Annotated in this window: 11 protein-coding genes and 1 pseudogene; 5 read left to right on the top strand and 7 right to left on the bottom strand. The window is 72.0% G+C overall.

Annotated features, from left to right (window positions below):
* Positions 1–1,545: pseudogene (locus tag L0P92_RS36100) on the bottom strand (DNA-binding protein); the annotation flags it as partial.
* Between the two features lie 373 nt (positions 1,546–1,918).
* Between L0P92_RS36100 and L0P92_RS36105 the strand changes: the two are divergent.
* From L0P92_RS36105 to L0P92_RS36115, 3 genes are all read left to right on the top strand, one after another.
* Positions 1,919–3,559, top strand: coding sequence for a substrate-binding domain-containing protein (locus L0P92_RS36105; RefSeq protein ID WP_234767284.1), 1,641 nt, complete (start codon positions 1,919–1,921; stop codon positions 3,557–3,559).
* Positions 3,560–3,646: 87 nt separating this feature from the next.
* Entirely contained in the window at positions 3,647–4,621 is a 975-nt protein-coding gene (locus L0P92_RS36110; protein WP_234767285.1) for a hypothetical protein, read from the top strand.
* Positions 4,622–4,800: 179 nt separating this feature from the next.
* Positions 4,801–5,430: an HAD family hydrolase gene (locus L0P92_RS36115; protein WP_372497388.1), complete on the top strand. Its 630-nt coding sequence runs from the start codon at positions 4,801–4,803 to the stop codon at positions 5,428–5,430.
* On the opposite strand, the gene L0P92_RS36120 is transcribed toward L0P92_RS36115, so the two are convergent.
* Positions 5,406–5,657, bottom strand: a complete 252-nt coding sequence (locus L0P92_RS36120) for a hypothetical protein (protein ID WP_234767287.1) — start codon at positions 5,655–5,657, stop codon at positions 5,406–5,408. The genes L0P92_RS36115 and L0P92_RS36120 overlap by 25 nt on opposite strands.
* 165 nt (positions 5,658–5,822) lie before the next feature.
* On the opposite strand from L0P92_RS36120, the gene L0P92_RS45320 reads away from it, so the two are divergent.
* Positions 5,823–6,206 (top strand): cold-shock protein, encoded by a 384-nt coding sequence (locus L0P92_RS45320; RefSeq protein WP_217206711.1) that lies wholly within the window; start codon positions 5,823–5,825, stop codon positions 6,204–6,206.
* Between the two features lie 16 nt (positions 6,207–6,222).
* Here the strand turns inward: L0P92_RS45320 and L0P92_RS36130 are convergent, their stop codons facing one another.
* From L0P92_RS36130 to L0P92_RS36145, 4 genes are all read right to left on the bottom strand, one after another.
* Positions 6,223–7,089 (bottom strand): 1,4-dihydroxy-6-naphtoate synthase, encoded by an 867-nt coding sequence (locus tag L0P92_RS36130; RefSeq protein WP_234767288.1) that lies wholly within the window; start codon positions 7,087–7,089, stop codon positions 6,223–6,225.
* Positions 7,079–7,780 (bottom strand): futalosine hydrolase, encoded by a 702-nt coding sequence (locus L0P92_RS36135; RefSeq protein ID WP_234767289.1) that lies wholly within the window; start codon positions 7,778–7,780, stop codon positions 7,079–7,081. The genes L0P92_RS36130 and L0P92_RS36135 overlap by 11 nt, the downstream gene beginning before the upstream one ends.
* Positions 7,750–8,223, bottom strand: a complete 474-nt coding sequence (locus L0P92_RS36140) for a DUF2771 domain-containing protein (RefSeq protein WP_234767290.1) — start codon at positions 8,221–8,223, stop codon at positions 7,750–7,752. The genes L0P92_RS36135 and L0P92_RS36140 overlap by 31 nt, the downstream gene beginning before the upstream one ends.
* 93 nt (positions 8,224–8,316) lie before the next feature.
* Positions 8,317–9,744: an MFS transporter gene (locus L0P92_RS36145; protein WP_234767291.1), complete on the bottom strand. Its 1,428-nt coding sequence runs from the start codon at positions 9,742–9,744 to the stop codon at positions 8,317–8,319.
* 292 nt (positions 9,745–10,036) lie between these two features.
* On the opposite strand from L0P92_RS36145, the gene L0P92_RS36150 reads away from it, so the two are divergent.
* Complete coding sequence (locus L0P92_RS36150; RefSeq protein WP_234767292.1) at positions 10,037–10,963, top strand: DUF3027 domain-containing protein; 927 nt, start codon at positions 10,037–10,039, stop codon at positions 10,961–10,963.
* 3 nt (positions 10,964–10,966) lie between these two features.
* Here the strand turns inward: L0P92_RS36150 and L0P92_RS36155 are convergent, their stop codons facing one another.
* A complete protein-coding gene (locus L0P92_RS36155; RefSeq protein WP_234767293.1) occupies positions 10,967–11,596 on the bottom strand; it encodes a Uma2 family endonuclease in 630 nt (209 codons plus the stop codon).
* Positions 11,597–11,771: the final 175 nt, after the last annotated feature.

Below are 11,771 nucleotides of genomic sequence, written 5' to 3' on the forward strand. Positions count from 1 at the left end.
GTGGTGGACGGGGAGCTTGTCGCCGGGGCCGGCCGGCTGCTCCCCGGCATCGGCGGCCGGTTCCGGCTGCGGCGCCCCGAGCAGCGCGCGCCCGTGCGCCGACAACGCGCCCCGCCCGGTCACCCCCAGCAGCTCCGCCTCGCTCAGCGTCCACCGGGCGAGGCGGCCGCGCAGGTCGTCCTCGCGCTGAGGGCCGCGGAGCGGACGCTCCCAGCGCAGGCGGGCCAGGACCGACTCGGCGGACGGGGACGTCCCCTCCGGGAGCCCGGCCAGCAGCGTCAGCACCCGGTGCCGTACCTCCGGCGCCGCCGAGCGGTCGAGGCCGGGGCCCAGCGCCGACAACGTACGGTCCTTCGCGTCCCGTCCGCCGACCACGCCCGCCGTACGCGTCGCCGTCAGCCACGCCTGCGCCAGCACGGCCCAGCGCTGCGCGACGGGCTGCTCCAGCCACTCGTCGTAGGCCGGGGTCGCCGCGTACCGCTCGTCGGCCTCGCCGTCGGAGGCCAGCAGCCCGGCGGTGTAGGCGAGCTCGACCCAGAAGGCGGCCAGGGGTTCGGAGACGTCGAGGGCGACGGCGGTGCGCTTGAGGTCGCGCACGCTGAGGCCGCCCGCCCGCAGCACGGCGGGACCGCCCTCGTGCCAGTCCTTCAGCAGTTCCTCGACCGTCGTGAGCGCGGTGTACGCCTGTCCGGCCGCGGTGCTGTCCACAACCTGTGGACGGTGCGTCGCGGCCGCCTCGACGGGCGGCGGCAACGGCTCGGTGGTGCGGTGCGCGCGGCCGGCCCGCAGATGCAGGGCGACCTCGCGGGGCAGTACGACCGTGCCGGGTGCGGTGGGCAGGAGCAGGCCGCGGTCCAGGAGCCAGCGCAGCCGGGGTGCGGGATCGGCGGTGACCTGGCCGTACGGCGGGCCCCAGACCAGGCGGGAGAGGACCTCCCGGGACTCCTCGGGGGCGTCGGCGAGCAGGGCCGTCATCCGTCGCCGGTCGCCGAACAGGGCGGAGAGCGAGGACACGGCGGACACGGCGTCATGGGTCGAGGGCAGCCCGGCCGTCGTGACGATCTCCTGGATCCGGCCCGGCGACATGCCCGCGCTCGCCTCCTGCACGGTCGGACCCAGGCCGGTCGGGGACGGGTGCTGCGGCGAGGGCGCCAGCAGCTCGCGGGCCGTGCGCACCAGCCGCAGCCGGTCGTCGGCGCCCCACACCAGGGCCTGTTCGCGCAGGGTGCCGAGGGCGTGCGGCAGCGCCGCGACGACGGCCGGGTCGCCCTCGTCGCCCGCCATCAGCGCCAGCAGTTCGTCGTACGTCGCCGGATCCGCCGCCACGGCCAGCGCCTCCGCCGTCTGCAACGCGCACCGGTCCAGCCGCTCCAGGGCCCGCACGACGGACGCCCGCGTGCCGGCCCGGGTGGCCAGCTGGGTGAGGTCCGTCGGGACGGGGGTGATGAGGTCGGGGCGGCTGCGCAGGAGTACGGCCAGGGAGGCGTCGTCCCGCGCGCGGAGCGCTTCCGCGAGGGAACGGGGCGGTGTAGCCGGGTCGCTCATCCTGCCCACGTTAGCGGGTGGGGGTGGGGGGTGCTTTGAAAGGGCTGTGCGGTGCCCGCGGTGTCCGGTGCGTGCCCTCGGCGTGCCGGACGAAGGCCCTCGTAGCGGAGCTACTTGGGTCTTTGGCCGGTGCGGCGAGGGTGCGTGCCGGGCGCCGCGGGTGCTGTGCGGCCCTTTCAAAGCACCCCCCAGGGCACAGGGGGTGTGACCGGTGCCCGGAACGGGTCCCGGCGGGCGAACGGAACGTTTCGCAGATGACCCCCGGATGAACATCATCCGTAGGATTCCGGCAGCTCTGGCAACACCGCGCACCCACTCGTCACCCTGGGCTCCCTGTCAACTACTTCACGGCTCAAGGGTATTGGGGGAAGCGGTGAGTGAGCGGGCCGAGCAGTGGATCGCGATCCTGAGTCTCACGTTTCCCGTCGCGGCGTTCCTGTGGGAGTTCGCCATCGTCGGCCGCAAGCGGCTCGGCTACCGGGTGCAGATGGACACCCTCGCCGCGGACGCCGCCGACAAGCCGTACGCCGACGTGCTGGGCGACATGCGGCACGACGGCCACCAGCTCAAGGACCCGTCGTTCGTCCTGCTGCGGATCGAGAACGCCGGGTCGGCCAAGATCGTGTCCGAGGACTACCTCGCCGACCCCGCCGATCCCTACGGCATCAAGGTCACCTTCCGCAACCGCCGCGTCGCCGCCGTGGTCCTCACCGACCCGAGCCAGGACGAACTGCGGGACTTCTTCTTCGAGGAGGTCACCGAGGGCGCCGACGTCCGCACAGGCGCCAAGCCCGGCTTTCGGCGCACCAACAACGAGAGCGAGCGCACGGGCATCATCCGGCTGCCGAAGGTGACGCTGCCCAGGGGCTCCGAGTACAAGGTGCTCGTCGTGCTGGAACGCTGGCCCGACGACAACGGCACCGACCCCTTCCCGGACCCGGTCGTCCGCGGCGCCGGCGGGCACGGCCGCTGGTACGACCCGGTGGTGCGGTTCTTCCGGCTGAAGGCGACCCGCACCGAGAGCCACGTCTTCGCCTCCCGGCCCGCCTGGTGGGCCATCTGGATCCTGATCGCGGCCGTCGTCGTGCAGGCCTCCTACACGCTCTTCCTGCGCGACGACCGGCGTCCTCCGCTGGACTGCGTCGGCGGCACCCTGTACCTGCACGGCTCCACCGCCTTCGCGCCCGCCGTCCGGGCCGCCGCCGAGGACTACCTCACCAGGTGCGAGGGCGCCGGGGTGGCCATCCCGCTGGAGAGCGACACCTTCAAGGGCAGCACCGACGGGGTCACCGACCTGGACAAGGCCGGCCAGGACGGCGACGTCCCGGTCGGCGAGGGCCTCGGCGACCACCTCGCCTTCACCGACGGTCTCGCCTCCGACGGCCACCCCCGGCTGATCCCGCGGCCCGTCGCCTTCTCCGTGTTCACCCTCGTCGTCAACAAGGACGCGGGCGTGGAGAACCTCGAACTGGACCAGATCCGCAGGGTCTTCGCCGGACAGGTGCAGAACTGGTCCGAGCTCGGCGGCAACGACGTCCCGGTCCACCTGATCAACCGCGACCCCGGCTCGGGCACCCGCAGCACCCTCGTCACCAAGGTCCTCAAGGGCAAGGAACCGCCCCAGTTCACCGTGACCGACTGCGCGGCCCTCAACCCGAAGCGGTACGGCCGCTGCGAGGTCACCAGCACGGACACGATGCTGAACACCACCGCCGCGGTGCCCGGCGCCATCGGCTACAGCGAGGCCGCCGGGGTCGACGGCCACAAGGCCGCCGCCGGAATCGTCAAGCTGACCATCGACGGCAGGAAGCCGACCGCGGACGGCGTCGAGGACACCAACTACCCGTACTGGCAGACCGAGTTCGCCTACACCTACGGCGAGCCCCCGGCCGGCTCCGTCGCCGCGGCCTTCCTCAACTTCCTCACCCAGCAGAGCGGTCGCGACATCCTGCACGAACACGGCCACGGCCTCTGCTCCGAAGCGCACAACTCGGGCGAGTGCCGACCGGTCTGACCCGCCGGCGCCAACGCACCGCACACCTTGTCCTGCGCTAACGTCGTCCCCGCGGGGTTTCGGCACACCCACCCCGGAGGGGACTTCGTGGGGATCGAGAGCGACCAGGTCGTCTACGAGTATCTGAGCCGCGTCGGCGACGTGGCCCAGCAGCGGCAGCTGCCGTCGAGCGCCCGTATGCGCCTGGTGAACGAGCTACGGGGCGAGATCGACCGGCGCCGCGCAAAGGCGCCCGTCGACAGTCCCGCCGCCGTCCGCCGCATCATCGCCCGGCTCGGCACCCCGGACGAGGTCGTCGCCGCCGTCGGGGGCTCCGCCGCCCCCGCGCCCCAGGGCCCGGTCACCTCCGTGCCCGTACAGCCGGACGGCGGGGCCGACGAGGAACGCCCCAAGGGCCTGCGCCGGCTCGTGCCCCGCCCGCGCCCCGCCGAGGCCCCGCCCGTCCACGACGACGCGCCCCCGCCGCCGCACCTCGCCGGTACGGCGGACCTCGGCGGCAGCGCGGGCCAGGCGGACTGGTGGCGGGTGGACACCAACCCGTTCGGGCCGGGCGAGGACGTCCCGGGGTTCGTCGGGGGCGTCGAGATCCCGGAGATGCTCAGGCGCCCGCCGGCGCCGGAGGAGACACGGCTCAAGAAGAAGGACCTCGTCGAGGAGCCGGCCGAGGTGGAGGAGGCCGAGGAGGAGGCTCCGAAGGCCCGGCGCCGGCTGACCCTCCCCAACGGGCGCTGGAGCAACCCCCTTCTCCTGCTCGCCGCCGCGCTTCTCGTCGCCGGCGCCGTCCTCGGTCAGGTCCTCGCCCTGCTCCTCGGCTGGCTCATCGCCTGGGGCTCGCGCCGGCTGAGCGACGCCGAGACCAAGTGGGCGGTCATCATCCTGCCCGGCCTCTCCCTCACCGCGGGTGTCGTCTGGCTGTGGGGGCGCACCGAGGGCCGCTGGGGCGACCGCATCGCCGAGGGCCACATGAACGCGGCGCTGAGCGAGACGTGGCCCTGGGTGTTGCGGGGAGCGGCGGTGGCATCGGCGCTGTTCATCGTCTGGCGCTCACAGAAAGAGACGTGAGCGCTGGGCCGTCGATCGTCTGCGGCGCCATCGTGGCTGGTCGCGCAGTTCCCCGCGCCCCTAAAAGAAGGGCGCTGCAGCCTGCGCCCCTTTAGGGGCGCGGGGAACTGCGCGACCAGCCCCACTCCACCCGCAGCCGCCACACGACGGACACCCCCGAGCTACTGGGCGACGGCACAATGAACCCCATGGCTCCTACAACGGTCGGCTTCGACCTCGACATGACCCTCATAGACTCCCGCCCCGGCATCCACGCCTGCTACAAGGCGCTGTCCGAGCGCACAGGGACCCACATCGACGCCGACCTGGCGATCACCCGGCTGGGACCGCCCCTCGCCGACGAGTTGATCAACTGGTTCCCGGCGGAGCAGGTCGCGGCCATGGCCGACCTGTACCGCGAGATGTACCCGGCGATGGCGATCACGGCCACCCCCGCACTCCCCGGCGCCCGCGAGGCGATCACCGCCGTACGGGAAGCCGGCGGCCGCGCGATCGTCGTCACCGCCAAGTACGAGCCGAACGCCAAGCTGCACCTGGCACACCTCGGCATCGAACCGGACGCCGTCGTCGGCGACCTGTGGGCCGAGCAGAAGGCCGACGCGCTGCGCGAGCACGCGGCGAGCGTCTACGTCGGCGACCACCAGGGAGACATCCGCGCCGCCCGCGCGGCCGACGCGCTGTCCGTCACCGTGGCGACCGGCCCCTACAGCGCGGTGGAACTCGGCGAACTCGGCGCGGACGTCGTCCTCACCGACCTGACGAAGTTCCCGGACTGGCTCTCCGGCTACCTGGCCGCGCCGCGCGCCTGACGCCGCCCCGCGGCGATCGAGCGGAGCACCCCGACACCGGCGACGAGGAATCCGACACCCATCAGCATGCTCAGTCCGAACATGTATGTGGGAAATGGCGTCGTTCCGAGCAGGAACGGGGTCACGGTGACCAGAGTGGCCAGGGCACCGATGAAGAACACGACCGCACCGGCACGGATCAGTCGGTCACCGGGAGCGGCGGAATTCGTTTGGGTTTTGTCACGCACCGGACCAGGGTAGTTCCCAGCGCGAAGGAACAACCGGGCGACGTCTTGTCACCGGCTCCGGGAGCATTAGCCTTGGTAGCGGCGGGTCATGGTCGACCCGCTGTAGTGCTATCAAGAGCCGTTTTCAGAAGCAGTTTTCCGACGAGTACGAGGACGAGGACAGACGTGCCTACCGGCAAGGTCAAGTGGTTCAACAGCGAGAAGGGCTTCGGCTTTCTCTCCCGCGACGACGGCGGTGACGTCTTCGTTCATTCCTCGGTCCTCCCCGCCGGAGTAGACACACTCAAGCCGGGACAGCGAGTGGAGTTCGGGGTGGTCGCCGGTCAGCGCGGTGACCAGGCACTTTCGGTCACCCTGCTCGACCCGACCCCCTCGGTCGCGGCCGCCCAGCGCAAGAAGCCGGACGAACTGGCCTCCATCGTCCAGGACCTGACGACACTCCTGGAGAACATCACGCCGATGCTGGAGCGCGGCCGCTACCCGGAGAAGACCGCCGGCAAGAAGATCGCCGGCCTGCTGCGCGCGGTCGCCGACCAGCTCGACGTATAGCCGTAGCCGTAGAGATTCAGGGGAAATCCAGCACACCCGGGCCGAGGGGCGGCACCAGCCCCTCGGCCGCCGCACGTGTGAGGAGCCCCCGCACGGCGGCATAGCCGTCCACGCCCAGGTCGTGGGTGAACTCGTTGACGTACAGGCCGATGTGCTGGTCGGCGACGGACGGGTTCATCTCCTGGGCGTGTTCCATGACGTAGGGGCGGGAGACCTCGGGGTCGTCCCAGGCGGCGCGTACGGAGGTGCGGATCGCGTCGGCGAGGAGCCGCAGGCGGTCGGCGCCCAGGGAGCGCTTGGCGATGATCGCGCCGAGCGGGATGGGCAGGCCGGTCGTGTCCTCCCAGTGCTCGCCCATGTCGGCGAGCTTGTGCAGACCGTAGTTCTGGTACGTGAAGCGCGCCTCGTGGATGACGAGCCCCGCGTCGACCTTGCCGTCCCGCACGGCGGGCATGATCTCGTGGAACGGCATCACCACGATCTCGCCGACCCCGCCGGGGAGGACGTCCGCCGCCCAGAGACGGAACAGCAGATACGCCGTCGACCTCTCGCTCGGCACCGCGACCGTACGGCCCGTGAGGTCCACGCCGGCCTCGCGCGTGAGCACCAGCGGTCCGCAACCCCGGCCCAGCGCGCCACCGCAGGGCAGCAGGGCGTACTCGTCGAGGACGTACGGCAGCACGGCGTACGACACCTTCAGCACGTCGAACTCGCCGCGCTCGGCCATGCCGTTGGTGATGTCGATGTCCGCGAACGTCACGTCGAGGGCGGGAGCGCCCGGGACGCGGCCGTGGGCGAGGGCGTCGAAGACGAAGGTGTCGTTCGGGCAGGGGGAGTACGCGATCTGCCAGGGCTGTCGCCGCTGTTGCTGCTCACCGGTCATGCGATTGCCAACTCTCCAGGACGGGTCCGAGCTTCCCGAAGGCCTCGGTCAGGGCGGCCAGCGCGTCGCCGATGCGCCAGGCGGCGCGGTCGCGCGGGCCGACGGCGTTGGAGACCGCGCGCAGCTCCAGCACGGGCGTGTTGTGCGCGGCGGCGGCCTCGGCGACGCCGAAGCCCTCCATCGCCTCGGCGAGGGCGGTGGGGTGCCGCTCACGCAGCCGCGCGGCGCGGACGGCGGTGCCGGTCACGGTGGAGACGGTGAGGACGGCGCCGGGGCGTGCGCCGGTGGCCGACACGACGTCTCGTACGAGTGTTTCCGGCGGACGGTGGGTGACGGTGCCGAAGCCCAGCTCGGTGACGGGCAGAAAGCCGTCGGGGGTCTCCGCGCCCAGGTCGGCGGCCGTGATCTCGTCGGCGACGACGAGGGAGCCGACGGGGGCGTGCGGGGCGAAGCCGCCCGCGATGCCGGTGGAGACGGCCAGACCGTAGGGGGCGCCCTCCAGGGCCGCCCGGGTGAGGGCCGTGGCGGTGGAGGCTGCCGCGAGGGCCGGACCGACGCCGGCGGCGATCACGTCGACGCCGGGCAGGTCGAGTGCCCGGGCCACCGCGTCCCGCTCGGCGGGGACGGCGGTGGCCACCAGGACACGTACGGCGGACGTGGTCAGCTGTCCTTCTTGAGCTTGAAGGACCACAGGCCCGTCACGTCCTTCTCGCCCTCCTTGATGGAGACGAGCGTGGAGTCGCCGCTCGCGCCGTACTGGGCGTTGAAGAACACGCTGCCCGGGACGGTGCGGTAGGTCTTCGTGCTGGAGTCGGTGAGCGGCTGGCCGTTCATGAGGATGGTCCAGCCCTCGTCCGCGATCTCCGGGTCGACGCCGAAGCGGACGGTGTCGTCCGGGTCCACCTTGATGGACTCGATGCCCTTGTCCTTCAGGCACCCGGCCAGGTCCGAGGTCTCCAGGGCCTTGCCCTCACCACCGCAGGTCGCCTCCGAGTGCACGGAGGAGGTGCCGACGGTGACCGTGGCCAGCGGGGTCGGCTTGTCGCAGGCCGACAGGGCGAGCAGTCCGGCGGAAACGGCGCCGGCGGCGGCGAGCGCGCGGCGGCGTCGCGATACGGAGTGCAGCGTGGTCATGGGCGAAGGCTATCGGGCGTGTGTGACGCGCTCTCCATGTGGGGGGCGGCGTGCCGTGCGGCAAGTGGAGGTCACACGCAGGTCACGTCGGCGTCAGGCCACGTGGGGCCGGCTGTGTCCGCCGTGCCGGGCCGAGCCGATCAGACCCTTGACGGTGGTCAGCCAGCCGACGGCGACGATCGCCGCCCCCACCAGCAGCCCGAACGAGCCCTTCAGCGGCAGCACGATGCCGATGGCGCCGCCGAGCACCCAGGACATCTGCAGCAGCGTCTCCGAGCGCGCGAACGCCGACGTACGGACCAGTTCCGGCACGTCCCGCTGGATCAGCGCGTCCAGCGACAGCTTCGCCAGCGCCTGCGCGAACCCGGCGGTCGCGGCGAGGAACGCCACCAGGATCGCGCCGAAGAAGATCGCGGCCGTGAGGGCGGCGAGCAGTACGAAGCCCACGACCGTCACGATGATGATCTCGGGCGCCCGGGAGCGCAGCCACGCGCCGACCGCCGTACCGCAGGCGTTCCCGACCCCGGCCGAGACGGCCACTATGCCCAGGGACACGGCCGCGCTCTGGCCGGACATCGGGTGCTCGCGCAACAGGAACGCGAGGAAGAAGATCAGGAAGCCGGACAGACAGCGCAGGGCGGCGTTGGCGCCCAGGGCGTGGGTGACGGCGATGCCGACGGTGCGCAGGCCGGGGCGTTTGACCGGCTTGAGGTGCGGCCCGTGCAGATGCTGCTCGTCGGCCGCCAGCAGCGCGGTGTCCTCGCCCTTGGCCGAGTCGACCTTCGGCGGCAGCGTGAACGACAGGAACGTACCGGCGACGAAGATCAAAAAGGCGCCGTACAGCGGATAGCGCGGTCCGAGGGCCTGGAGTCCCGCGCCGATGGGGGCGGCGATGCCGGTGGCGAGGAGGCCGCCGAGGGTGACCCGGGAATTCGCCTTCACCAGGGAGAAGCGGGGTGGCAGCAGCCGGGGCACCACGGCGCTTCTGACGACGCCGTAGGCCTTCGAGGCGACCAGCACCCCGAGGGCGGCCGGATACAGCTCGATGCTGCCGGTGACCACGGCCCCGGACAGGACCAGCGCGAGCATGGCGCGGGCGAACATGGCCCCGGCCATCGCGGCGCGCCGGCCGTGCGGAACCCGGTCCAGGAGCGGGCCGATCACCGGCGCGAGGACGGTGAAGGGGGCCATGGTGATGCCGAGGTAGAGCGCGACCCGGCCGCGGGCCTCGTCGGTGGGGACGGAGAAGAAGACGGTGGAGGCGAGGGCGACGGTGATCATCATGTCCCCGGCGCCGTTCACCCCGTGCAGTTCGATCAGCTTGCCGAGGCCGGACTCGCCCGCCCCGTGCGCGTGGGTGGCCTTGCGGATGCCGCGGGCGGTGCCGGTGAACGGGAAGTGCAGGGCACGGCCGACCGCACGGAAGGAGCCGCGCCCGCGGCCCGTTCCGCCACCTCGATTGCGGCCGCCCTTGGCCCCACCGATGCCGGTGGCTCCTTCGGGCTGCCTCGCGGTTGCCACGACGCAATAGTGCCCCGAAGTGGGGGTTGGTAGTGCGGTTACGGCGCGTATGGAGGGCAAGGTCTCAGTTCCGGGGAGGGCGCCGCGCGGCGGTGAATGGGCCGTCGGTGTAGGCCCAGCGCCCGCGAGCAGGTAGCGTGCGTATCTCAGCCATCCCGCACAATGGATGACGTAGGTGCGCCCGAGCGCGATTCGGGTGCGGACGTCGACGCGGCCCACAGGTCCGCTCCGTCTGCTCCATCGCCTCACGGCAACCGCACCCGAGAGACGGCGTAGGAGAGAAGCGATACCTGTGAGCGCAGCGACAACGCGAAGCCGCACCCCCGACCGTCTGTGCGCCGAGGCGGTCGACCTCGCCCGCGGTGCCGCCGAGGAGGCCGCCGCGCCAGGTGTGGTGGGTGAGCACGCGGGCCTGCTGTCCGAAGGGGACCGCGTTGTCACGCACTACTTCGAGTGCAAGGAGCTCGGGTACCGCGGCTGGCGCTGGGCGGTGACGGTGGCGCGGGCGTCCCGCGCCAAGATCGTGACCCTGGACGAGGTGGTCCTGCTGCCCGGCCCGGACGCCCTCCTCGCCCCCGAGTGGGTGCCCTGGAGCGAGCGGCTGCGCCCCGGCGACATGGGCCCCGGCGACCTGCTCCCCACGGACGCCGAGGATCTGCGCCTGGAGCCCGGTTTCTCCGGCGAGGACGAGCCGGTGCCCAGCTCGGCGGTCTCGCACGAGATGGCGGAGCTGGTGGAGGCCGAGGACGCGGAGGTCACGGCCGGCGTCCCCGCGAACCTCTCCGTCGCGCCCTCCCGCGGCTCGATCGCCTCGGTCGCCGAGGAACTGGGCATGCGCCGCGCCCGCGTCCTGTCCCGCTACGGCCTCCATGTCGCCGCTGACCGCTGGGAGGAGTCGTACGGCGCCAAGACCCCCATGGCCCAGGCGGCCCCCGCCTCCTGCGTCACCTGCGGCTTCCTGGCCCCCATCGGCGGCTCCCTCGGCCAGGCCTTCGGCGTCTGCGCGAACGAGTTCTCCCCGGCGGACGGCCGGGTGGTGTCCCTGACGTACGGCTGCGGAGGCCACTCCGAGGCCGCGGTCATGCCGAAGCCCCCGCGTCCGGCTCCGCCGGTGATCGACGAGACCCGGGTGGACCCGTTCCCGCTGCGACCGGCGGCGGACTCGGGGTCGGTCTCGGTGGGGGCGGACGAGGATTCGGCGGAGTTGGGGCACTCGTAGGGTTCAGGAGGTCGGCTGCGTGCCGACCTCCTCCGTGCCCTCGGCCTTGTACCGGGGGAGGTTCTCGGTAGAGATCGTCCAGTCCGCGATGGTGACGTCCTCGCCGTACAAGAAGTCCTTGCGGGTCGCGTAGCGGGGGCCTGCCGGCGTCGAGTGGATGTCGGTAAAGACGGCGCCGGTGCCGGTGCGGGGATCGAAGATGGCGTAGACGGGGATGCCGATCACAGCGTAGTCCCGCATCTTGCTCACCCAGTCGTTGTCTGGGTTGGAGCGGGACACGACCTCGACGGCCGCGATGACAGTACGGGGGTCGATGGATCCCTGCACGTTCAGGTCGGCCCATGCGATCACCATGACATCGGGGTGGCGCATGATGCCCTCAGGCTCATTCTCCACATCGGGTGTGCCGTTGTGCGCCAGCAAGTCATCCGGCATGAGCTTTTCCAAGCGGCGGCTGACGTGCGCGGCCGTGACCTCATGGGGTCCTCCCGGCGACATCATGTCGTGAACGATCCCTTCTTTGGTGATCTCGAACTTGCCAGGGAGGGTGCCGTCCGTGGCCTCCACGAAGTCGCGCATGGCTCGGTACAGGTGGGAAGCATCCTGCCGCGCGTTGTCCGGGGCGATGGTCATGGCGCTCGCTCCTCGTGGTCTGTGCCCAGGGGCAAGGATCGTCGCTTTCATGCTAGGCGGCCTCCAGGAGGTCGGGTCGGCAGTCGCGGCAGTGTCCGGGGGCGGGTGAGCGGAATGCGCGCTCGCAGCCGTCGCAGGTCTGGAAGGGGTGGTGGACGGTCGGCGGTGGGGCCGG

It is taken from the genome of Streptomyces muensis (assembly GCF_021474425.1).
Lineage (GTDB): Bacteria > Actinomycetota > Actinomycetes > Streptomycetales > Streptomycetaceae > Streptomyces > Streptomyces muensis.

Excerpts from the sequence above, each read along its gene's own strand:
- L0P92_RS36115 (WP_372497388.1), top strand. The coding sequence starts at position 4,801 with ATGAACCCCATGGCTCCTACAACGGTCGGCTTCGACCTCGACATGACC.
- L0P92_RS36130 (WP_234767288.1), bottom strand. The coding sequence starts at position 7,089 with ATGACCGGTGAGCAGCAACAGCGGCGACAGCCCTGGCAGATCGCGTAC.
- L0P92_RS36140 (WP_234767290.1), bottom strand. The coding sequence starts at position 8,223 with ATGACCACGCTGCACTCCGTATCGCGACGCCGCCGCGCGCTCGCCGCC.
- L0P92_RS36155 (WP_234767293.1), bottom strand. The coding sequence starts at position 11,596 with ATGACCATCGCCCCGGACAACGCGCGGCAGGATGCTTCCCACCTGTAC.